This window comes from Flavobacterium sp. KH_035 (assembly GCF_057839565.1).
The window spans coordinates 725157-751573 of sequence record NZ_CM174492.1; the positions used below are offsets into that span (position 1 = coordinate 725157).

Annotated in this window: 11 protein-coding genes and 1 tRNA gene; 8 read left to right on the forward strand and 4 right to left on the reverse strand. The window is 34.7% G+C overall.

The window, feature by feature from the left end; genetic code table 11:
* Positions 1-91: 91 nt before the first annotated feature.
* The 3 genes from AC3IS6_RS03325 to AC3IS6_RS03335 all read right to left on the reverse strand — a co-directional run bounded on the left by AC3IS6_RS03325 (position 92) and on the right by AC3IS6_RS03335 (position 1696).
* Positions 92-544, reverse strand: a complete 453-nt coding sequence (locus AC3IS6_RS03325) for a 6-pyruvoyl trahydropterin synthase family protein (RefSeq protein ID WP_173966012.1) — start codon at positions 542-544, stop codon at positions 92-94.
* 31 nt (positions 545-575) lie between these two features.
* Positions 576-752, reverse strand: coding sequence for a hypothetical protein (locus AC3IS6_RS03330; RefSeq protein ID WP_489163527.1), 177 nt, complete (start codon positions 750-752; stop codon positions 576-578).
* A gap of 179 nt (positions 753-931) precedes the next feature.
* Positions 932-1696: an enoyl-CoA hydratase/isomerase family protein gene (locus AC3IS6_RS03335; RefSeq protein WP_489163529.1), complete on the reverse strand. Its 765-nt coding sequence runs from the start codon at positions 1694-1696 to the stop codon at positions 932-934.
* A 107-nt stretch (positions 1697-1803) separates the two neighbouring features.
* On the opposite strand from AC3IS6_RS03335, the gene AC3IS6_RS03340 reads away from it, so the two are divergent.
* Positions 1804-1877, forward strand: a tRNA-Ala gene (locus tag AC3IS6_RS03340).
* A 58-nt stretch (positions 1878-1935) separates the two neighbouring features.
* On the opposite strand, the gene AC3IS6_RS03345 is transcribed toward AC3IS6_RS03340, so the two are convergent.
* Complete coding sequence (locus AC3IS6_RS03345) at positions 1936-2112, reverse strand: hypothetical protein (protein WP_489163531.1); 177 nt, start codon at positions 2110-2112, stop codon at positions 1936-1938.
* Positions 2113-2697: 585 nt separating this feature from the next.
* Between AC3IS6_RS03345 and AC3IS6_RS03350 the strand changes: the two genes are divergently transcribed.
* The 7 genes from AC3IS6_RS03350 to AC3IS6_RS03380 all read left to right on the forward strand — a co-directional run bounded on the left by AC3IS6_RS03350 (position 2698) and on the right by AC3IS6_RS03380 (position 26417).
* Positions 2698-3204 (forward strand): OmpH/Skp family outer membrane protein, encoded by a 507-nt coding sequence (locus AC3IS6_RS03350; RefSeq protein ID WP_489163533.1) that lies wholly within the window; start codon positions 2698-2700, stop codon positions 3202-3204.
* On the forward strand, positions 3188-3790 hold the full coding sequence (locus tag AC3IS6_RS03355; RefSeq protein WP_489163534.1) for a hypothetical protein: 603 nt from the start codon (positions 3188-3190) through the stop codon (positions 3788-3790). Before AC3IS6_RS03350 ends, AC3IS6_RS03355 begins: the two co-directional genes overlap by 17 nt.
* On the forward strand, positions 3787-9384 hold the full coding sequence (locus AC3IS6_RS03360) for a hypothetical protein (RefSeq protein ID WP_489163536.1): 5598 nt from the start codon (positions 3787-3789) through the stop codon (positions 9382-9384). Before AC3IS6_RS03355 ends, AC3IS6_RS03360 begins: the two co-directional genes overlap by 4 nt.
* A gap of 11 nt (positions 9385-9395) precedes the next feature.
* Positions 9396-15851, forward strand: a complete 6456-nt coding sequence (locus tag AC3IS6_RS03365) for a PKD domain-containing protein (protein ID WP_489163538.1) — start codon at positions 9396-9398, stop codon at positions 15849-15851.
* A 70-nt stretch (positions 15852-15921) separates the two neighbouring features.
* A complete protein-coding gene (locus AC3IS6_RS03370; protein WP_489163540.1) occupies positions 15922-20730 on the forward strand; it encodes a leucine-rich repeat domain-containing protein in 4809 nt (1602 codons plus the stop codon).
* Positions 20731-20759: 29 nt separating this feature from the next.
* Positions 20760-24299, forward strand: coding sequence for a leucine-rich repeat domain-containing protein (locus AC3IS6_RS03375; protein ID WP_489163542.1), 3540 nt, complete (start codon positions 20760-20762; stop codon positions 24297-24299).
* A gap of 66 nt (positions 24300-24365) precedes the next feature.
* Complete coding sequence (locus AC3IS6_RS03380; RefSeq protein ID WP_489163544.1) at positions 24366-26417, forward strand: vWA domain-containing protein; 2052 nt, start codon at positions 24366-24368, stop codon at positions 26415-26417.

Here is a 26417-nt window from a genome sequence, read left to right on the forward strand (position 1 = left end):
TTATTTTTTTGTGAGATATGAGATGTTATTTGTGAGATACCAAATGTAAAATGTGAAACGTCTAACTTTTTACATCTCACAATTTACTTTTTTACAAATTATCTGAAGCGTACCATTCTGCAAATGAAGATTCAGTTTCCTGAAGTTTTAAAGAGAAAAGAGAAATTTCTTTAGGTAAACGTGCCGTGATTCTATCGGCAAAGTCTACGACCATATTTTCACTAGTTGGCTGGTAATCCACTAAAATAACATGATGTCCACGATTTTTTAGTTCATTTGCCAATTCGATATGTGGTGTTGTTTCATTAAAAACCGTAGCATGATCAAACTGATCGACGATTTCTTCTTTTACAATTTTCTTTAGATCCGAAAAATCAATCACCATCCCGAATTTCACATTCGATCGGTCTGTAATTGGCGAACCAATCACCGTTACCGATAATTTATAACTGTGACCATGAACGTTCTTGCATTTTCCGTCGTAACCGTATAAAGCATGTCCGGTTTCGAAACTAAATTGTTTTGTAATTCTGATATTACTCATCGATTTGAATTTTAGGTTGCAAATTTACAAATTAATAACCGTTCTCGTCTCTTTTTTTGGCTCTGTTATACATCCAATACGCAATTCCGATTAAAACTACGAAAGGAATGAAGGATCCGATTACTACTCCAATCTGATAACTGCTGTCCGGAGCAGTCTTAATTTTCTCTGCAACATCAATTTGTTGCAACAACGAAATAATTCTCATCTTGATTTATTGTTTATGTTCAACCGTAAAAAAAAACTCAAAACCTAAAAAAATTAATCTCGATCGGTGCCTGAAACCTTTTTAACAGTTTTCAAAATTATACTTCTTCGCCGCTGCGACCAATGACAAATATCATAATCCGAATCTCAATAAAGAACCTAATACTATTAAAGTCTCTACTATTTCTTAAACTGCTCTAGAGCTTTTCTGCTAAAATCAGACAAAACCAATTTTCCTGTTATTCCTGCACGCTCGATAAGCAATGATTCCCAATGTTCTGTTCCTTCCCAAATAATTTTCTTCATTTCGTACAAAGCATCGGGATTATAAGAACTTAATTGTTGCGCAAAATTTACCACTGCGGTATTTAAATCTTCCGCATTATGAATTTCCGTAAACAATTTGTTCTCTAATGCCCACGCTGCCGATTTCCATTCGTGTGCTGCCAAAGTCATTTCGGCCATTGCTGCTTTTCCAATCTTACGCGAAACGGCGGGTTCAATCACAAAAGGACCAATTCCGATTGCCAACTCTGACAATTTAACCGCACTTTCAGTAGTCGCCAAAACATAATCACAAGCCGAAATAATTCCAACACCGCCACCAACTGCTTTTCCCTGAACACGAGCGACAATAATTTTAGAACAGTTTCTCATTGCGTTTAACAAATGAGCAAAACCAGAGAAGAAGTGTGTTCCCTGCTGCTCATTCTTCACTGCCAACAGCTCATCAAAAGAAGCACCGGAGCAAAAGACCTTAGCCCCTAAACTTTGCAAAACAATAACCGAAACTGTTTTGTTCTCACTTAAAGCATTAATTTCTGAAGTTAAACGATCTAATAATTGTCTTGGGAAAGAATTGCTGGCCGGATGCCCAAATTCAACCGTTGCAACAGCATTATGAAAAGTAGTTTGTAAAGAACCGTCTTGTTTTTCTGCACTCATAAAAAATAAATTTGATCGTAAAGTTACGGTTTTGAAAAATATTTTCGGTTGAAGTGATTTGAAATTTGCTTTTTGAAAATTAATTGACTTAATTTGCTCTCGCTTTTGGGGGATTAGCTCATTTGGCTAGAGTACTTGCCTGGCAGGCAAGGGGTGACCGGTTCGAATCCGGTATTCTCCACAAAAAAACCGTATTACTTTATTGAAATACGGTTTTTTTTATTTTTAAAGAAAACTTCTTAATGTTCATTCGCAGAATCTTCGGCATCTACTCTTTCTTTCTCCGCTTTCTTAAAATCGTTATTTAATAAGTCTGTCAGTTTCTTTTTCTCTTTCTGATTTTTCTTGATTGTAAATACGATCACGACTATTACGACGGCTGCTACAATTCCTATTACTACCCAATTGATTTCCATAACTTTAATTTTGAGTTAAAAATAAAGATTTAGATTTTTTGCAACATTACCAAAAGGTTAAACCTTAATACTCCATTTTTTATCATTTTAATTCAAAAAATCACCTTTATAAACTCAACCGGAATTTATCGAATTATACCCTTAATGTTTTAAATAAAAAAAACATCCAAAATTGAATTCTTACAAAAAAACAAGCTTGTTACAGTCAGACACTAAAAAAACAACTTCCAATTAGTTTAATCATTATACAAATTCAACCATTTTAAAACTACTTACAAACTATTGATCTTTAATTAATTGATCTTTACTAAATCACATCCTTACCTACCAAAATTGTTCTATTACAAAAACAGAATCATACAAGATTAAATCTTCAAAAATTCTTTTTTGTTAAAAAAAAGCAACATTTTTTTTGTAAGTAAAAATTACGGGATTCCGTAAAATAGCTATTAATTTGACGAATTAACAACAATAAATGTCGCAACAGTCTTAAAAAATTAAGAATTCAATAAAATAAATACAAGAATTTTCTTTGTTAAGAAAAATAAAAAACTACTTTTACGGAAAAATTTAACAAGTCTTTCCATGGTAAAAAATAAGAGCAGTTTGTTGCTCATTTTCAATTCCTTACTAATTTTCGCACTAATTTTTTATGTAATTTTTACTCATTTTACATCTAGAATAAAAATAGTCTATGTTAGCAATGTAGAATTATTTGATGGTTTTGCAATGACCAAAGAATTAAAACGAACAGGGGAAAAGGAATTTAATACCCGAAAAACGGCTTTAGATAATTTATACGCAAAAATACAATCAAAATCTATCAGCAATTCTGAGAAAGAATCTTTGATGAAAGAATTTATAAAAGCGAAAGAAGAACTTGAACAGTTCAATCAAGTATTCGCTTCAAATGAATCTCAAAAGATCTGGTCGAGAATTCATAACTACACAGAAGACTTCTCTAAAGAAAATGGTTATCAGTTAATCATCGGCTCAGATAACAAGACAAATGTTTTGTATGCCGATGAGAAAATTACAATAACAAAAGAATTACTTACATACATAAATAAAAGATATGAAGGACTTCAGTAAGTTACTTTGTATTTTTTGCTTTATTATTAGTTTTTCCTGCAAAAAGGAAGATAATAATAATTCTAAAGACTCTGAAATCAGAGACCGCTACTTCAACTTAGAAAAAATAGGTTGGAAATCTCGCGCCTATACCCAAAAAGCAGACGATATAGGCTTTACTGCCATTGAAGTCCCAATTCAATATTACTTATTAAAAGATTTAGGAAGTGAGAACCTGGTTCCTGTCGATTCTCTCTACGAAGCCAACAAACGAGAACGTATCATTGAATTTACTTTCCAGCAAGACGAAGAAAAAGATTTACTGGCAAACGAATTTACAAGCATGGAATATACCGACGCTGTAAAATATATGTCGTTTGGTTTAGAAAAGGATTTCTATGTTGTTACTTCAAAGAAAGACACCATTACCTGTTCAGGAGTTACCTATGAACGCAATTACAAAATTGCGCCTTACCAAAGAGTCCTATTATTTTTTTCAGGCATTGATCCCAACGAAAAAATACAATTAATCTATAGTGATTACCTTTTTCAAAAAGGAACATTAAAATTTCAATTTAAAGACACCTATACTCAGATAGCCTTATGATTCAGTCAAAAACCAGTAAGTTTAAAAAAACTGTTGCCATTTACTTAGCAATGATGATTCTTTTGGAAACCTTTCAGCCTATGCAAATTTATGCATTGACTGGTGGTCCATCGCAACCGGAGTTTGAATCCTTTACTCCTATTGGAACTTCAGACATGGTTGATTTGGCGAGTGGTGACTTTAATTATAATATTCCAATAATGGATGTTGGCGGATATCCGCTCAATCTGGCTTATACTTCAGGAGTAAGTATGGATCAGGAAGCGTCATGGGTTGGATTAGGATGGGATCTGAACGTAGGACAAATCACCAGACAAATGCGTGGTTTACCTGATGATTTTAATGGTGATGAAATGACCTATGAAAACAGCATGAAACCTAATGTAACTGTTGGATCAAACTACAATTTTTATGTTGCTGCTTTTGGAGTTAATGAAATCACACCAAGTGTTGGAATGAATATCAAATATAATAATTATGACGGATTTGGCGCCACTGCAACTGGTGGAATAAGTGCTCAAATTGCTGGAAATCTTGGCGTTGGAGTGGATTTTTCCTCTTCAGCATCTGAAGGTGTTTCTGTCTCACCAAGTATAACGTTTGATACTAAAATTAAGGGTAGTAAAACAAGAGACAATACTTTAACAGGTAGTCTTGGTGTGAGTTACAATAGTAGAAAGGGGATAGAATCTACAACTTTATCTGCTTCCGTAAAACGTAAAGAAGGTAAAGTTGCAGCCTATAAGATGGATGCAACTTCATCTTATATTGATGCCTCTTACACCCCAACAAAAAGAGCAGCAATGGTATCCTCAAATTTTATGTTTAATATGAATATAGGACTCGAATTTTGGGGTGTTGAGCCAGGAATGAAATTTTCGGGATACAGAACCAGCCAGGGAATCAAAGAATCTGAAAAAAACAAAACAGAAAAAGCATATGGTTATGAAAATACTTACAATGCCTCTGATACGGACATCTTAGATTTTAACAGGGAAAAAGACAGAACGTTTAATAAAAATACAACTTCTTTACCTATTACTAACAATACTTATGATTTGTACAACATTCAGGGACAAGGTATTTCCGGAGCATTCAGACCTTACAAATCTCAGGTAGGGTATGTATTTGACAAAGAAACAATAGACGACAGCCACGGAGGAAATCTTGGTATAGAAATAGGTGTCCCGTCATTAACTCACTGGGGATTTAATGCCACAGTAACTTTAGGCAAAAGCCGTTCGTCAGTTTGGAGTACTTTAAATCCAGCTTTAGGAAGATTCAGAGAGAAAAAAACAGGTAACAGGCCTGATTATGAAAAAGTATTCTTCAAGAATATCGGAGGAAATCATGTAGATAAGGAACTCGACTTGTTCGACACAAAATTAGGCCGTTATGACGCTATAAAACTTGGATTAAATGGTGGTAAGTTCGCCAGAAGTACCGATATAAACTATTCCAAAAATAGTGGCTTAATAGCATACACCGGATTAGTAAAAAGAGAAGCGTCACGTTTATCGAGAAATCAATCTATTCAAAAATTAACGAAAGTTGAAGCAAAAAGATTCGGCTCAAAAAATCAGCCAAGTCAATTTTCAAGAGACCATCATACCACTGAAATAAGAATTACAAAAGAAGGGGGTGAGCGCTATATTTACGGCAAAGCTGCTTATAATAAGATCAAAAGAGAAGTAACATTTGACGTTAGCGACAAAAACAGAGATCCAAAAGATCTGGACTATAAAAACGGACTAATCAACTATAGTCCTGGCGTTGATAATTCGATAAAAAATAATAAAGATGGTGATCAATATTTTAATAGAGTAACAACACCTCCGTATGCACACTCTTATTTACTAACATCAGTATTATCTTCAGATTATCAGGATTTAAGTAATGACGGCCCGACAGATGACGATTTAGGATCTTATACAAAATTTGAATACGAAAATAAAACTACTGACCAATTATACAAATGGAGAGTGCCTTTTAAACAAAACAAAGCCAACTATGATGAAGGCCTACGTTCGAGTAAAAAAGATGACAAAGGAAATTATCAATATGGGGAGAAAGAACTTCATTATATCAAAAAAATAGTAACTAAAACACATATAGCAATCTTTCATCTCTCAGAACGAAATGATGCTTTGGGTGTTATTGATGAAAATGGAGGAACAGGGGTAGCAGGAGCAGGTTCCCAAAAGATGTATAAACTGGACAAAATTTCGCTGTATTCAAAACCGGAATATCTTGCAGCTGAAGACAAAGCAACTCCAATAAAAGAAGCCCATTTCGAATACAATTACAGCTTATGTCCAGGTATTGACAATTCTGTAAACAATGAAGGAAAACTTACTTTAAGTAAAGTTTACTTTACTTATAAAAACTCTAATATGGGGAAATACACCCCGTATGTTTTCAACTATGGATTCAACCCAAAATACGACATGAAAGCTTATGACGTGTGGGGGAATTACAAAGAAGTGAAAGAAGGTGTAAATGAAGCTACAACAGCACAACTATCAAATGCGGAATTTCCATTTGTAAACCAAAGTAATAGAGCTCAGGCTGATGAATATGCAAGTGCCTGGCTTCTTAAATCTATTCGTATGCCTTCCGGAGGTACTATGGAACTCAATTACGAATCTGACGATTACAGTTCTGTACAAAATAAGGATGCTATGCAAATGTTTAAAATTGTTGGAAGCGGTACGAAAGAAGAACTTACAGCTGCCAATATTTCAAGCGGAATTGAAAAGAAGGCACTTGATAAGTATATCTATGTTGAATTAGACCATAAAATTGATAATCAATTGTCTATAACTGATCCTAAAATCCCTCAGCTGTTTTATGATAAGTATTTAAAAAATATCGGAGGCGCTGAAAATCCGTTGTATTTCAGGTTTCTGCTGAACATGGTAAATCCAAAACCACTACCCGGAATAGACGGAACTGATAAATATGATTATGTTACAGGTTATCTTAATACAGAGAAAAAAGATGATCCTGCTACCGGAAAAAAGAAAAGCATTGTTGATTGTGGCTTTCTGGAATTAAATGGCAAACACTATGTTGCACTACCTGTTGATTATGTAGGTAAAGGTGATGGCTTTAATGCTGATTCTCATGAAGTAAACCCTATCACAAAAGCAGGCTGGAACTTCGGAAGACAAAATTTAAACAGACTGGTGTACAGTATGCATAACGAAGAGGATACCACTGACCTGAAAAGTATTGTTATCGAAATGATTGGGTGGATTCCGACACTTTTAGATATTTTTAAAAGTCCAAATGCCAAATTAGAACAAACCGGAATTGCAAGCCGATTTGTTACCAATAAATCATGGATCAGACTTACCCAGCCAAGCGGAAAGAAAATTGGAGGCGGTACACGTGTTAAAGAAGTTGCGATCAATGACCAATGGAATGTTATGACCGAAAATACAGAAAATAAACTGTACCAACAAACTTACGGACAACAATACGCTTACGAAACTGAAAATGGAAAATCGTCCGGTGTTGCCACTTATGAACCATTGGGATGCAAAGAAAATCCTTTTGTAAAACCTTTTTACGATCTAAGCAAAAGGGATCTGCCACTTGGTCCGGACAATACCAATTATGTTGAAGAGCCTTTTGGTGAATCTTACTTTCCATCTCCAAAAGTTACCTACAGCAGGGTAACCGTAACTAATTTACCAAGAGACAAACGGAACGATCCCTCCCCTGTTAACAGTGTCGTAAAAAAACATGCTACAGGATCTGTGGTAACAGAGTTTTATACCTCTAAAGATTATCCAACAATTACAGATCGCACCACGCTATCTTCTAATTATGACAAATCATCGACATTAGCCAATCTTCTTAACTTAAGAGTAAGAGATCATATTACCTTATCTCAGGGGTTCTCTGTTCATACCAATGATATGGATGGTAAGATGAAAAGTCAGCGTGTATATGGAGAAGGTCAAAAAGATTTTATCTCTGGTGTTGATTATAAATACAATACCATAACTAATGCAAAAAACAGAAATGAAGGCAGACTAAACAATACTGTTCAGACTGTTGATTCAAAAGGCAAGATAGCTTCTACGTTAGTTGGGGTCGATTATGATGTAGTTAACGACTTTAGAGAGAGTAAATCCAACACAGATAATGTGGGAATTCATTTTAATACAGCCGGGATACCCTTATTGTTTGTCATTCTCGTTGTACCTGTTCCACTACCTAGCTATTCCAAACACGAAAGTCAGATTAGAACAGCTGTAACCACTAAGGTGATCCATACGACGGGTATTCTATCTGAAAAAATAGCTTATGATTTGGGTTCAAAAGTATCGACTAAAAATCTTGCTTTTGATGCTGAAACCGGTGATGTTTTATTGACTGAAACGATCAACGAATACAACGACAAATACTTTAATTTTAATTTTCCTGCTTACTGGAGTTATGCCGGAATGAGCCAGGCTGCCAAAAATATTGGGTTAGAATCAAATATTATAACAACAGGAAATAACCAATACCAATTTAAAGAAGACTTTACTGAATCTGACTATTTAATTGATGGTGACGAATTATGGGTTAATGGTTTAGCTCCGGATGGTAAAACCAGAACCATGATGAAGGGATGGGCAGTTCATGTAACCGGTTCCAACTTTAAACTTATCGACGAAAAAGGACTCCTTATTAAACCAGATGTTATTACTACAGCAAAAATAAAAGTAATTCGTTCCGGATATAGAAACATGCAAATGGCTTCTATGGCGAGCGTAACTTCTATGACTAATCCATTGTACGATTATGATGGGAATAATAAAATAACTGAAATAAAAGAAAACATAGGAAAAGAACCGTTTATGTCTTCTACTTCCAGCAACAGAATTGTAAACGCTTCCGCGGTACAGTACAATGATATTTGGCCTTCTCAGTGTGAATGTAATTTGCCTAAAATGACTTTTGAAAACGGTAAATTAAAATTTGAATACGAGAAAGAAAACAATACTGCAGAGGAAGATGATATTATAAAAAGATCATTCAATCCTTACCTGTATAACATTTTAGGAAACTGGAGAGCCAACAGATCATACGCTTACTTAACAGGAAGAAACTATACAACAGATCCAACACCTCGTAAAACAGGGTTCTTTAATGATTTCTCTCCTTTCTATGTATTTGAACCTGAAAAAAATACCTGGGCAAAAAACACTACCAGCGACAAACTCTGGACTTTTGCCTCTGAGGTAACCCAATACAATCCGGCGGGACAGGAAGTTGAAAATAGAGACGCCTTACAACGTTACTCTTCGGCTTTATACGGATACAACAATCGTTTTCCGGTGGCTGTAGCTTCAAATGCTAAATATACAGAGCTTGCCTCAGATGGTTTTGAAGATTATGATTTGTCGAACTGTGGCAATGCCTCTCACTTTGACTTTCAGGCACAACTGAAAATCAATGAAGTTAGTGTTTCTGACAGGCAATCGCATACCGGAAGAAAAAGTTTGAAAATCGCACCAAAACAAAAAGCAGTAATCAAAAAACAGGTGGTGTCTTGTACAACCGCTACTACCCCTGCCCCAACCGCTAAAAAATAATTACGAGCCAGATGAAATTAAAATATACATTACTTTTTACTATAATTAGTTTTTTTATTACTACCACAGGGTTTTCGCAGCAGTATAGCGATCAGGAGATTGGGTTTGATGTGGAAAAATGCACTAGCTTTTTAAAAGAACGTGGCGTACTAGTCCCAGATATCCCTAGTCAATTAATTATGATTCGCGAATCACAGCTACGTCAATATACTCATATCAAAAAAAATCAAGATGCAATTCTACAAAAAATAAAAAAAGAACAGCAAATAAAATCAATATCACATAAATCTGCAAAATCAAAAGTGGCCACTGATATTTCTGTAGAAGAAAAAAATGCCTTACTAGCATTCTACAATAGTACCTCAGGTCATAACTGGGGTGCCTCATCAAACTGGGACTTTAGTACACCCGTTACTACCTGGAATGAAGCAACGCAAACTGGATGGAAAGGAGTTACCGTTACAAACGGAAGTATAACTTCACTATATCTTCATTTCAACTCTTTAAATGGTAACATTCCAAGTGAAATAGGTCAATTAAAAAATTTAGAAATTCTTTTTTTAGCAAACAATAATTTGTATGGTTCGCTACCTCCTGAGATAGGTCAATTAACTAAACTTAAACACATCGTTTTAACTCATAATAAATTAGAAGGCCCACTACCTATTGAAATTACTCAATTATCCAATCTTGAATCAATAGATATCTATAATAATCATTTTAACGGTCCCATACCTCCTCAAATAAGTCAATTAACTAAACTTACTAATCTTAATTTAAGTCGTAATAATTTTTCAGGTAGAATACCTGTAGACCTTGCAGAATTATCTAATTTAGTACGACTTGATATTGGGCAAAATGAATTAACTGGGCCAATCCCCTCACAATTAGGCCAATTAAGTAACTTAAGATATCTAGGGCTTGGTTTTAATCCACTAAATACAACTATACCACCAGAACTAGGTCAATTATCCAAGTTAGAAGATCTTGGTCTCGGAAACAGTAATCTTACTGGAAGTATACCTCCTGAATTAGGTAAACTCAATAAATTAACAGTATTATCCTTAGAATTTAACAAACTAAATGGAGTTATCCCAATTGAGTTCGCTCAATTATCAAGCATTAGCGCTTTTTTCCTATATTCCAATGAGTTAACCGGATCAATTCCAACAGAATTTACTTCGTTAACTAATCTCTATGACTTTAATGTGACCAGAAATAAACTAGAAGGCCTCGTTCCTAAACTAACAAATTCGCCATATTTAGGAAAGTTAGCAATAGGACAAAATAAATTTCGCTTTATTGATTTTGTCGATCAGTACCAATTTTACCTCTCTAAATTATCTAACCATTTCTATTATGCTCCACAAGGTAAAACGGACACAGAACAATCTATTGTTGGTGTTCCAAACGGGTCAGTCACTTTTACTATGTGTGAGGATAACAGATATATAGAAAATATCGATACTTTTCAATGGTATAAAGGAATTTCTCCAAATGGAGTTCCTATAGAGGGTGCAAATGCGAGACAGTATACAATCTTTCATCTATCATCTGCTGATACTGGTGATTACTACTGTTTATCAAAAAATGCCCAAATAACAAATCCAAATGGAATCTTGGGGCAGCAAGACCTAATTCTAGAAAGAAACAAAATTCATCTCACTGTAAATGATTGTGTAAATGGAAGAATTGTTATTACTCCCGAGAATCCCAGTCTAAATTCTATCTTAAATTTTACTTTAGAAACGACATCTACAAATTTAACATACAAATGGACATTATTTAATTTAGATGATAGTATAGCATCAGTAGAAACTACCAGTAGTGTCACAAAAACATATACAACAATTGGAAATTATAAGGTTAATCTAGTAGTCACTGATGAAAATGGATGCACAACTAGTTTTAATCAAATTATTTCTATTTGCTCACCGATTACAGGAACGATAAAAACTGGAGCTAATAATTTATTTGTAAATGCTAATTCTTCATTTTATTTTGATTCAGCCTTAAATTTCTCATCGTATGAATGGACGTTTTATGATCTAAATAACCAGATCGATGAAACTATGTACGGTAACTTTAGAATAAAATCATTTAATGCACCTGGAAATTATAGAGTTAGTTTAACGGTAACTGACCAGAATAGATGTAAAACCACCATAGATAGAATTATAACTGTTGCTCAGCCACAAGCTTGTACATCACAAGAAACTGGAACTATTTTTTCTGGAGAAAATGATAGTGTTTATATTAACACTGACAATCAATTTTATTTTAATACAAATTCAGATCAAGACCTACATTATAACTGGACCATTTATAATCCTGACAATACTATATATAATACTTTTACTGGTAGTCAAAACTATATACCTGGACTAAATTTTACAACTGCAGGAACGTACAAAATCGCATTAAAAATAACAGATATTTCTGGATGTACAGCCACTTTCAACAAAACGTTTACTGTAATATATGATTGCATAACAAGTGGAATGATTAAAGATGTGAATGATACGCTTTCAAATGAAGGATTAAAACAAGTAGTAGCAAACACCTCATTATCCGTTTTATATTATTCCTTTGTCTCCGATTTATCAAACATCGAATTCTCGTGGAGTTTTCTAAGTCCAAATGGCGATATTATTAAAACAGGAAATGGACAAACTTTTGATGTTATGCCTACAACATTAGGCAATTACAAAATACTAGTACGACTCACAAACACAGTTACAGGATGTGTTAACAATTTTGACGCCATTTTACCATGTGTTGATGAGTGTGAAATGAGTCATTCAGAACGTGGCGGTAAAATTACCGTTAATGGCGATTATGAGACCTCACAAGAGGCCGTTTTTGTTGAACTTAATCAACCAATTGATTTAGGATTAAATCGCACATATTTCTCAGATACAGGAAGGCCATTAAGTTTTGAATGGAGTTTACTTGATCCAAATTCACAGGTAGTGAGTACTGGAACTGACAAGCTATTCTCTATAGCATTAACATCTCCTGGATTCCACAAAGTCGTTTTAAAAGTCACTGACGCTTTTAATGGGTGCAGCACTCAAGTTACAAGAGCGTTTGCTAATCAAATGACTAATGGTTGTACACAAACAAATGAAAGGTCATCTCAGGTACAGGAGCTAGCCAAAGCTTTGGCAAAAAAACTTCTTCATCGTACTGCAAATGGTGAAACTGATATCCAAATAAACAACAGTGGCATAATAGAAGAATTTATTTCTTTGAAACCATTCATAACAAATTCTCCTAAAGACAAAATATACAATTACAAAACGGTCAGGGATAAATATAATGCTATAATTAGCATGAGTTATTCATTTTCACCAAATAGAGAATATGATTTCCATATCTCAATCAGGGATGGACTGTATACAAATGGTGTTACACCTGATTATTTAAATTATTCAATTGATAAAGCAACTTACATCAATATTAGTCAATTTGTTTCTTCTAATGATTTTCTTGTATCATGTTTGACTTACAATCAAAATGGACGTTCAGCCAAGTCAATTTTAGAACCAAAAGATTGCCAATACTCCTCTGAAATTAAAAATATTAATTTTTGCCCTCCAACATGTACTCCAATTACCGGAACAATAAAAACATCTAATGAGAACATATTTACTAACTCAAATACAACTTTCTCTTTAGAGACTACTGCAACAGATCTAACCTACCTTTGGACAATTCAAGATGTAAATAATGCAAAAACTTTTGTAACGAATACGGCAAATCACACCTACAATGCACTGGGAGATTACAATATTGCCTTGGTGGTAACGGATCAAAATGGGTGTTCAAACACATTTGAAACATCAGTCACAGTCCGTGACAAACCAGCTTGCGTAGCTGTTGTCGGACAAATAAAAGCTCCAATTGAAGCAATAGCGTTGAATCAAAACAAAACCTTCTCGTTTGAAACGGTAGCAACAGGTTTAACTTATAATTGGATATTTTATAATGCAGACGGTACCGAAAAAGAAAGACAAAATACAGCTGCCGCAAGTCAAACCTTTACTAGCTATGGGAATTACAAAATAGATCTAATTGTTACAGACACTAATAATTGTACAACTAATTTCTCAAAAACTATAAACATAGCGCCAATCTGTACTCCTATCGATGGAGCGATTAAAATAACATCCAAGCACATATTCGCCCGATTTAATACTAATTTTTCTTTTGAAACAAGTCTTACAAACTTAGTCTACGAATGGACATTTTACAGAAACGACAACGATGCTCCAACTATTTATAACACCAAAACAGTAAAACATTTTTATGGCACTCCTGGTGACTATAGAGTAAAACTTGTAGTGACAGATCCCGGTAACGGATGCTCAACAACTTTTAATGAAGTAGTACCTGTCTCTGTACAGCCTGCTTGTGTGAATATCGTTGGAGCAATAAAACTTCCTGAAGGAACAATGCTGACAGGAGAAAACCAGACTTTTTCATTTGAAACGACAGCAACAAACTTTACGTATCAATGGACTTTATATGGTTTAAACGGAGTCCTTTCTACGCCAACAACAAGTACTGCGACACAATCCTATCTTGCTCCCGGTGATTATCAGATCGTTTTGATAACCACAGATGATAATTATTGTACCTCGTCTTTTTACAAAAATTTTAAAGTAGTTAAAACATGTACTTCAATTTCTGGTGCAATACAAATTCCTACAGAAACTATTACAACCAACCAAAATGTACCTTTTAGTTTTAATACTACGGCTACCGATATTTCATACGAATGGACATTTTATAATTTAGATAATTCTGAACGCTCAAAAGCGACGACAAGTACAGTAACCAAGTCCTATACATCCCCTGGAAATTACCGCGTTAAGTTAGAGATTACAGGTCAGGATGGATGCAAAATTTATTTTAACAAAACCGTTACTATAACTGGTGAATGTAGTATTATTGGGTCTTTGAAAATGGATCCTGAAAATGTAAGTTTATATTCGTCTGCAAGATTTACATTTGAAACCGATGCTACTGATCTAAAATATAGCTGGAAACTTTACGATCCTACCAACTACATGGGAGCTCGAGATGATTGGAAATCTCCAAATTTTTACTTTCAAGCAGGTGCAGGTGACTATAAAATTACATTAGAAGTTACCGATTCTAATGGCTGTACACGAAATCTTGAAAAGATAGTAAACGTTCAATACGATTGTAGTAAAACTACTCCCATAAGTGGAACATTATACAACAAAAGTCACTATGCTTATTATAGCCCTAATATATTAATTGATAAACCAAATAAATTTACTTTTTGGCATTATAATGTTAGTGCGACTGATTTGACCCTGAATTGGGAATTGGCAAAACTTGACGGAACCGTTATAACAACTGCAACTGGTGAAGAATTTACTTTTACTCCAACAACATCAGACAATTTAAATTTAAATTTAACAATTATTGACCGTAACGGTTGTCCACATAAATTCTCAAGACAACTCGAAGTATTGGATGCCTGTATCTATAGCGGTGAAACAGCAACTGGATCCATAAATTTTGATAATGAAAACAGTGTAGAAACTGCTTTTATAGGAATCAATCAGACAAAAGATTTGGTGTTCCGTTTTTCTAAAAAGACCGAAAGAGTATATAAATACCACTGGAACATTTACAACTCAAATAACATACTAATTGCTTCCGGAGATCAGGAGAAATTTACAATATCTTTAAACACAGCTGGTTTTTACAGAGTGACTCTTGATCTCGAGAATGAATTTGGTTGTAAATTACCATTCTCGAAAAGTATAGGCTGTACCATTGAGAATTCATGTACTAACGGAAATCCTAATTCAGAAATTGTAAAAAAATTATACATTGCTTTATTAAAAAATCTTATATCGAGATCTCTTAGAAAAGAAACAGATCATGAGATTAATATCAGCCGCGGCGCATTAGCGGAATTTGATGCCTTAAAACCACATATCACAAATGGTGTAAAAGATAAAATATACAACTATGCTACTACCCGCAATGAGCAAGGGAAATTAACCAGTATCAGATTCTCCTTTTCTCCAGATAGAGATTACGACTCTCAGGTATTATTCGCAAATGGATTGTGGGATTATGATCCTATTATGGATGATACTGTCTATGAATTTACGTCACGTCTTGAATCTGAAATTTACTTCAACTTAAGTCAATTTACCTCTCCGGATGAGTATTTGATTTCTTGTTTCGCTCAGATGGCTCAAATAATGAATACTCCGTCTCCTGAGAGAAAAGAAAAAACAAGCAAAATCACTTTAGGCCCAAATGATTGCTATAAAGAAACAGAAATCCGATACATCGATTTTTGCCCTGCCACAGCTTGTCTGCCTACTATAGGAGTCATCCAAAGCGGAAGAGACATCTTGAAGCCAAAAACACCAGTGAGTAAAACTTCAAAAGGTCTTGGTTTAAAAAATTAACTTATTTAGGATAAAAAAATTACTGTTTGTTACCAAAACAAATAGTATAAAAACAACAGATAATTAGATTATGGTAAACAATCTTAAAATAAAAAAATACTGGATAGTCACAATCTGCATGATACTTTGCTCATTGGTTTCTTTTTCACAAAATCTTAGCGATAAGGAAATAGGTTTTGATGTCATGAAGGCGACTATTTCCCTAAAATTACACGGTGTTAAAAATGAAGATCTGGCAGCAGAAATCTCGTCAATGCGTAAAATGTATACCGATCAGTATCACACCACACAAAAATATAAAATTGACAATGTCCAAGAAAAAAAGGCCAACCAAAACCTAAAAGAAGGTTCTAAAATCAATACTTCTAAAACAACTTTACAACAAGATATTTCGCAATCGCAAAGAATTGCTCTTACTGCACTATATAATAGCACAGGAGGTGCAAACTGGAAGACCAAATTTGGTTGGGTTAGTCTTAACGATCCTAATATTCCCATAACATATCTATCTGGCGTTACAATAGAAAATGGAATTATTGTAAAAATCGGTTTGTCCGGTAATAATCTAAATGGAACAATTCCCGCAGAAATAGGACTGTTAACAGGTCTTAAAGAACTCAACTTAGGAGATAATAATTTAACTGGTGTAATTCCTTCTCAAATTGGGCAGTTGCAAAATCTGGAGGAACTTTATCTATATCGTAATAAGTTGACCGGAACAATCCCTACACAAATTGGACAATTAACCAGTCTTAAAAATCTGGGTTTAAGCGAGAACCTGTTGACCACATTACCTGTTGAAATTGGTCTATTACAAAATCTGGAAACTCTTAGTTTAAATAATAATGAATTAACAGCGAACATTCCTCCACAAGTTGGACAATTAGCTAAGCTTACAAGCTTACAATTGTCTGTGAATCAATTTAGCGGAACAATACCAACTGAGTTACTGTCTTTACCTAATCTTGCAGAGCTCGACTTGAGATCCAATCTATTAAGTGGTCCAATTCCTTCGAAACTAAGTCAACTACAAAATCTCGTAAGATTAGATTTAACAAGTAATGACTTTACCGGAATAATTCCGTCTGAGCTTAGTAAATTAACTCTCCTTACTACACTTAACTTAGGGAACAATCAGCTAACCGGCCCAATACCTACTGAATTTGGGCTACTTACAAAACTTAGAGAGCTTAATTTAGATCAAAACCAATTATCCGGTACAATCCCCTCTCAAATTGGGCAATTATTAGAACTCAGGCAGATTTATTTAAGATACAATTTATTAAACGGGACTATTCCTGTACAATTAGGACTCCTAAATAATCTTCAGGGTCTGGGTCTGTCAAATAATAATCTGAACGGTTCAATACCTATTGAATTAAGATCTCTCTCATCATTACGATCTTTTGATCTTGCGTATAACAAACTAGGAGGAACTATTCCTGATTTTACGACTTTAGCTGACCTCTCTAGCATTGATATATCATCAAATCAATTTCGATTTGTTGATTTTGCAGCGCAATTTGATTCCTACAAAAAATTATACTCTTTTAAATATTCGGGACAGGGTTCCACTGATGAAGAAAAGACAATTAATACCTATTATGGTAAATCCTTAACTTTAGAGATGTATGCTGACGGCCGTTTTACAGGTCAGGAAACTTATCAATGGTACAAAACTCAAGCTGGAGGAGGCTTCTTTATTCTACCATCAGAAACATCTAGACAACTTAAAATCCCAGTACTCAGTGCCAGGGATAACGGAGTTTATTTTTGTCAATCTAAACATCCACAAATAACAATACCAAACCCTCAAGATCAATCCAAAAACCTTGAACTTTTTACTGCTTTAATACATTTAAATGTAACTGATTGTAATCCGTTAATTACCGGAACAATCAAAACCTCTGTTGCAAATCCTTCCTTGGATGAAAATATCAACTTTTCATTTGAAACCTCTAATACTGGTCTAAGCTATAAATGGATATTTTATAATTTAGATAATACTACCGAAATGGGTACTGCAACAACTCCACAAGTATCCAGGTCTTATAATGCCATTGGAGATTATAAGATAACTGTTGTTGTAACTGATGCAAATGGCTGTAGTACCAGTTTTAATAAAATCATTAAAGTTGTAAAAGTATGTCCTACAATTGATGGAGTACTAAAAACAAATCCTGAGAATCCTGTTTTAAATACAGTAACAAACTTTTCTTTCGAAACTACAGCCACAGGGCTTACCTATAACTGGACATTTTTCAATACAGATAACTCTGTTAAGGAGGAACAAACTACGTCTACTGCAAAACAAACTTACACTAGTAATGGCGAATATAAAGTACGTCTGGCTGTCACTAATACAGCTACAAATTGTACTACTACTATTGATAAGATAATTTCGTTAAGACCTGATTGTAGCTATTCATGGGATCGCTCAGGGGAGATTTCTGTTCAATCAGAATCATACGGAGATAACAGTGGAGCCTTTATTAATACTACAACAAATCTTACTTTCGGTAAAGGATACGGGTCTCCTGTTAGGGGTCTATCATACAAATGGAATCTATACGATGCAAATGGCTTTTTGGTAACAACTGCCAATACTCTTCTATTTCCTATCACACTTACAAAATACGAAAGCTATAAAGTAACACTTATCGTTTCAGATTCTTCGGGTTGTTCATTTTATGAAAAAACAATTACAGCAAGAAACCCAAATGCATGTGTTGTTCCGTCTACAGAACGTTTTCAAGGCCATCTTGACATTTCAATTCCGGATTGGAGAGGTGTCGCTATAAACATAGAATCGGTTTTACAAGTAAACAATATTAACGGTTATAAAGAAAGTGACTTTACTTTTATCTGGAAACTGCATAACGCAGCCGGTGCATTGTTAAATTCAGGAAGCCAACCTACATTTCCAATCACATTAACAACGATTGAAGAATACAAAGTCGTTTTAGAAATAAAAGATAAAAGAGGTTGCACAACCACTTATACCAAGTTAATTACTCCTCTTGATACCTGTAAATTTACAGAAAGAGATCGTGAAGGTTATATTGCTACAGAAACATCATCTTCCAATAGCACCATAGGAGTTTACGAAAACGAACTTACTAGCTTCGGTTTTAATTCATATGGTAATCCTGCAGAGAGTTTCACCTATGAATGGGAATTATTTAATTCAAAAGGAGTTTCTATAGGCCAATCAAACTTATCCATTTACCCTTTCACATTCACTGCTGGCGGAATGTATAAAATCAATGTAAAAGTAACAGATCCAATCAATGGATGTTATTCAGAATATACTCAGGACATACAATGTTTTATTACAAGCTCTTGTACCAATTCTAACTCAAGATCACAAAAAGTAAAAGCCCTATACGATGATTTACTGATAAGTTTAATTTCAAGATCTATTCAAGGTGAAACAGATGCTCAGATCAATGCAAGCGCACCATCTGCAGAATTTTTAGCACTTAAACCTTATATTACTACTGGTCCTAAGGATAAGATTTACAATTATGTATCTATTCCCCGAGAATATACTTCTGAAAATGGCAGACCTAAAATTAGAGGTGCTCGCTTTTCATTTGCACCAAGCAGAGAATATGATGTTGAGGCTTTAATTGGATGGGGTATTGGATATAGCCCGCAAAAAAGTACTGTAAAAGAGCTCTATACAAGTATACGAGACTCTCTCTATACTGATTTAAGTCAATACTTTACCCCAAATGAATTTTTAATTTCCTGTAAATCAAGAGGTGGAGGAGAAAGCAGATCTCAAAGAAGAGCTTCCTCAGCTTTAGATTATTGTGATTATGGATCTCAAATTAGATTTATCGATTTCTGCCCAGGACTAGAAAATACTTGTGACCCGGCAATAGTAGGTCACATAAAGCTTCCTGTAAATACTATTTTTACTAGTGACGATAATCTGTATACATTTCAAACAACAGTTCCTAATCTTACCTATACATGGACGGTAACAACCGAAAATGGAGAAATAATTGGCAATAGTGAACCCGACATAATCACACCCTTCATTTATAAATTTATACACGAAGGATCTTACAACATTAAATTAATTGCAAAAAACTCATCAGGTTGCACTGCTATTTCTAGAGCAGCTGTATATGTTCGTGATACCCATTGCATAAATAAGCCTTATAATTTCAAATTCGAATCAGCTGAAACCAATCTCAGTTACATCTGGACGGCTACCAATAATGCTAGCGGAAATATAGTTGACACTGCACGTAATGCTACGAACACCTATACCTTTACCCCAACCCTGGCAGGAAACTATGAGATAACATTAGCTACAAATAATGCTGGAGGATGTACAACGATATTTTCCAAATATATCCAAATTACATCTTGTGGGGGATCAGTTTCCTGTACGCAAAATAATCCGCTTACTCCAAAAGTACACCGCTTGTTTATGGACTTAATAAACAAACTGGTAAGTACTCCAAACGGAACAGATGTAAATGTATATGCGAAAAATGAGATTGCCGGACTACGTCCTTACACACTGGGAACAGAGGCAAAAATTTACAACTTCATTAACAATAGTGAACAGCTGAGTTTCTCTTTTTCAAATAACTCTCAAAGTGATGTGAATCTACCAAAATCTACTTCCGGATCGATCACAAGTATTGACTTGGGCAACTATAAGAGTTCGCAAGAATCCACTACTATTACTACCAATTATAGTGAAGGATCCTCAAATACCACAATTGGAAAAGTTAGGAATATTGATTTCTGTCCTGCAAAGGAGTGTACCCCAATTGTTGGAACGCTAAAGTTTGTCAATACTTCCGCTCCTACTGCAGTAGAAAAGAAGGCGACAAAATCTAATTCAAAAATATAATTTACACAAGACAAAGATTTAATAATTGTTTGGATGCAAACAGTATCGACAAAACAATAGACAACTCGATTATGGTAAACGATTTTAAAATAAAAAAATGCTGGATAATCACCCTTTGCATGATTTTTTGCTCGCTGTTTTCTTTTGCGCAGGAATTAAGTGATGCTGCGATAGGTTTTAATGCCGATAAAATAAGAGCCGCTTTGAAAGAGAGAAAACTAAACCCTTCGCAAATAGAAGAGGTTCTTAAAACACAAAGAAAAACGTATCAAATCAGGGCTGCTCAATTAGAGAACATCCTTAAAGAACAAACATTAAAATATTTTCCGGAAATAAAGGAAAGCACTAAAAGAAGTACTCAAAGTAAATCTGCGGTAACAGACGTTCCGGCAGAAGAAAGAAATGCCCTAATAGCATTATATCGCGCCACACAAGAAGAAGGACCTTGGCACAATAGAGGAAACTGGGACACCAGTGAACCTGTCAGTTCCTGGCAAGGTGTAACTGTTGTAAACAATCATGTGACTGAACTAAACTTGCCCTACAACAATATGAAGGGCACAATACCAGACATAAGCGGGTTGAAAAATTACCTGACTACTGTAAGTCTTAACGGTAATAATTTATCAGGTAGTCTTGAAAATTTAGGAAACTTAAAAAATCTGCAGCATTTAAATTTAGACGGAAATAAATTCGGCGGTGCTTTGCCTCAAAATTTTCAGAATTTAACCGGCCTTAAGTTTATAACAATGAACAGCAACGAAATCACTGACATATCAGTATTAGGTACGCTAAATCAATTAGAAAATATTTGGTTTGATCTGAATAAAATAGAAACTAATTTATCAAATTTCAGCAATTCAACGAACTTAAAAAGCCTGTCATTATCATTAAACAAAATCACCGGAAGCATTCCTGCTAATTTTTCGAATTTGCAGAAGCTTAATTCAATATCGGTAGACTTTAATAGTCTAGGAGGTAATGTGCCAAAGATTATTTTTAATGAAGCTGGAAATAGCCGTCGTTTTAATATACAGGGAAATAATTTTCGCTTTATCGATCTTAAGGACAGCTTTGCTTTTTATTCAAACTTAGGTCCTTATACTTATTACTATTATCTACAATCAGAAACTGACACTGTACTTACTTTGAACAAAGCAGAAAACGAAACGGTTACTTTAGAGATGTGTACAGACAATCGTTACCTGCTGGAAGATACCTTTCAATGGTATAAAGACGGGAAAGAGATCCCCGAAGCAAAAAGCAGAACTTTCACCATCAATTCCTTTAATAGTGCAAACGACAAAGGAGTTTATACCTGCTTGTCTAACAATTCCATGGATCCTTATTTTACTTTATCTAGGAATAGAATTTACTTGAACGGTTCTAACTGCTCTGAAGTCCAAGGAGAAATAATCACTTCCGATCAAACCAAATTAGAAGTAAACCGAATTTTAAACTTCAAATTCCAAACCACAGCAACGAATTTAAAATACCACTGGAAGATATATTCATATGCCAACGACCTTATTGATCAAAGTAGAGATCCTAATTTTTCAATTATATTAAAAGAAAACAATTGTAAAATTGAACTAAACCTAACGGATGAAAAAGGATGTAAAACTTCTTTTACAAAAGTACTACGACTTGACTTTGGGTGCACCATTGGTAACAATCATAGCGGATACATAGATGGAAAGGATAGTGATATCTGTGTAGGGGATGAAGTAGTGTATACTTTTGACAAAGACAATCCCGAAATCCCTTTAACGTACAAATGGCTTTTATATAATAGAAACTTTGAATTGGTAAACACAAGTGATGAGCCTGAATTTAAGGTATCCTACAATTCCGTTGATAGCAATAAAATCAAACTATACGTCACGGACCAAAATGGTTGTAGTAAACAATACACCAGAGACATTTCATTGAAAGTTTGCAGTTCTTGTACCAGTACCAATGCAAAATCAATAGTTGTTAAAGAATTATTCACCAATTTATTAAAAAGCCTTACTCTTAAAGCGGCACGCGGAGAAACAGATTCACAAATTAACGGAACTAATCCTCCTGAACTTATTGCGCTTAAAGAATACCTAAAAAATAGCACTGCGGATAAAATATACAATTTTGCTACAACCCGAAACGACAACAATCGAATAACCAGCGTACAGTTTTCTTTCGCACCGGAGCGCGAGTATGATGTCTATTTTGTTCAGTCATTGGGCATGAATTATGATCCTGAAGAAGATCATATTTCTGAATATTATTTTGAACTGGACATAAGCCAATATACAAACTATAATGATCTTCTAATAAACTGTGGCGAGGCTGAACCAACCAGAATGTCCACTGCAAAGAGTAAAAAAGCACCATTTGAAAATAAACTAGGCTGTTATAACGGTATGTCCATTCGAAATGTGGATTTTTGTCCTGAAAAGCATTGTACCAATGAACCGGTAAGTTTAGCATTTGAGACTACAACTCCTAACCTAAACTATACCTGGACCACTACAAATGCCCTTGGTGCTGTAGTAAACGAAGTAACCAATACAACCGGTCTTTATACTTTTACACCGGAATTACCGGGTACCTACGAGATAAAATTGACCGCTAATGGAACGGAAAAATGTGATTTAGTTTTGAGCAAAACATTTACTGCTGAGAATTGCACGCCACCCGTAGTAGTTTCCTGTACCCAAAACAATCCGCTTACGCCAAAAATACATCGTTTATTTATGGACTTAGTAAACAAACTGGCAAGTGCTCCGAATGGAACAAATGCAAATGTGTATGCAAAAAATGAAATTGCCGGATTAATCCCGTACACCCTGGGAACAAATGCAAAAATTTACAGATTTACAAATAACAATGAATATTTGAGTTTCTCTTTTTCAGAAAATGAATTACAAAGTGATGTACACATCCCTAAATCTCCTTCTGGATCGATTACCGGTATTGATTTAAGTAAGTATCTGAATTCACAGGTAGTTACTGCTGTCACCACCAATTATAGTGACGGTTCTTCAAACACAACGATGGGGAGAGTTAAAAATATAAACTTCTGTCCTGAGACAGAATGTATTCCAATTACGGGAAATATCACTATTGTTAAAAAACCAACTACAAATCCTCCAGTTGATCCATTGCCTACAACTGTATACCGCTATGAAGGTTTATGGCTGGCAGATGATCTTGTAAATCAACCTGAAATTAATTCATGGGTGGACTATAAAGACGCTTCTGGCACACAAAAAAGAGTGATTGTAGGAGCCATAACAGAAGGATGTAAAGAAATTACGGCTTCGAGTATTATCAACACAAATGGTGTTGGCGAATGTCTTCCTTGTCAGGAACTACATTTTAGGGGAAAAAATAGTGAAATATGTTATAAAGTAACTTATCTGACCTGTATGGGAGGAACAGAAACAATTTTTACTTATGAAGAAATCTCATTTGAGGGTAAAAAAATCATAAGTACCCAACAAGGGTGCGATTCAACTGATCCAACTAATCCAACAAATCCAGGAGAATCAAGTAGAATGAAAACAAAAACCAGTTCAAAAATATAACTCACTTACGAAAAACACACTAATTGTTTTAGACAAACAAGTAGTTATAAAAAAGATAATTAGATTATGGTAAACAATCTTAAAATAAAAAAATACTGGATCATCGCTCTTTGTTTGGTGTGCTGTTCCTTGTCTTCCTTTGCACAGGAAATAACAGAAAAATATTGTACAAAAGAACCTGTTGATTTTGCATTTACTACTACCAACACCAATTTAAATTATACCTGGACGGCTACAGACTCTGCAGGAAGTATTGTTCACACAGCAACCAATACAACAGGTTTGTACACTTTTATTCCGCAACTGCCCGGCAAATACGTAATCGAATTAGTTGCTAGTAGTCCTACCAGTTGTAGAACATTGTTTAGCAAAGACATCACGATCGACGATTGTCTACCATATATTTCTTGTACCAAAGACAATCCTCTTTCTCCGGAAATACATCGTTTGTTTATTGCTTTAATTACTAAACTGGCAAGCACACCAAATGGTACTGATGTAAATGTTTATGCTCAAAAAGAAATTGCGGGATTAGCGCCATATACCAAAGACAAAAAAGCTAAAATCTACAACTTTATCAATAACAGCACCACCATTAGTTTCAACTTTACCGAAAACAGTGCCGAAACTGAAGTGTACCTGCCTAAAGCTGCTTCGGGTTCAATAACAGCTATAGATTTAAGCAAGTATAGAGATGCAATGACAACCACGAATGTTGCCACCAACTATTCAAACGGAACCACCAATAATTCTGATGGACACGTTCGTAATATCGATTTCTGTCCTAAAGAATTGTCCTGTGTATCGCACATTGCTCTTGTCATAGACGAATCAGGTTCTATTAGCCAGACCGAGTTCAATAAAATCAAAAAACAATTAAAATTGTTTGTATTACAACAAGCCAAAACAAATGATAGAATCGGGTCTAACATTTATGTTTCGATAACCGGAATGTCTGATAACGATGAAAATATAAGAACGGATGCCATCCTACCGACAAAAATGACCATGGGCAGCCTAAGCCAATTTAATGGCTGGATCGATGAATTGGGGAAAAGATATGGAAAAATGAATGGAATTAGCCAGGCTTCTGATTACTGGAGAAGTGGATTAGAAGGAGCATTAGCTTACAACATGAAACCAAATTTTGTTCTAATGATCACAGATGGTGCTCAAACCAATAATTTGGCTAAACTAAAAGAAACTCTTGCAAAATTTGACAACAACAATAAAACAGTAACAGATCCTAAACTTCCACACCTTTATGTTGTTGGAATTGAAAACGGATCATATATCTACGATGATTCATACACTAATAACGGACTAACCAGAGATTCTGATCCAAATTATAATCCTTCTTTAAGAGCCAAAAACAATTTAACGGCCAGAACAACGCCATTACTTACAAAATCATTACAATTTTTGTTAGGTCTTTCGTCTACTGAGTTTCCAGTGTCTAATATCAATCAATTTAAGATCGGTACTTATTTCGGACATGACAACTTTGATCTGCTGGCTTCAGATGAAACTTACTTTGCAGACAAAGTTGTTGAGGGAGAATTTGCTTGTGGGACACCTGCTATAAAAGATTTCTGTGATGACTGTTTCTCTTTCAAACCTGAACCTGGAAAAGAATATATCCTAAGTGCATGGGTAAAAGAAGAATCTTTTGAACAAGTCAAAAACTATCTAAATCCAGTGATCAAAATTGTGTTTTATAACAATATAAAAGCATTAGACGATCCAACACAAATAATTGATTTTGTATCTATAAAAGCCAATGGCGATATCATTGATGGATGGCAGCGTGTGGTACAGAAGTTCAAAATACCAAACCTTACCAAGACAATAGGCATAACATTAGAAAACCTGAGCCCAAGTATTCCGGTATACTTTGATGATATCAGAATTCACCCTCTTCAGGGTAGCGTAAAATCATTTGTCTATGATCCTGAAACTTTCAAACTAATGTCTGAACTGGACGAAAACAATTACAGTACTTTTTATGAGTATGACAATGAAGGCGGTCTCGTCAGGGTTAAAAAAGAAACCGCAAAAGGAGTCAAAACAATTCAGGAAACACGTTCCGGAAGTTTCATAAATGTTGATGGAAAATAA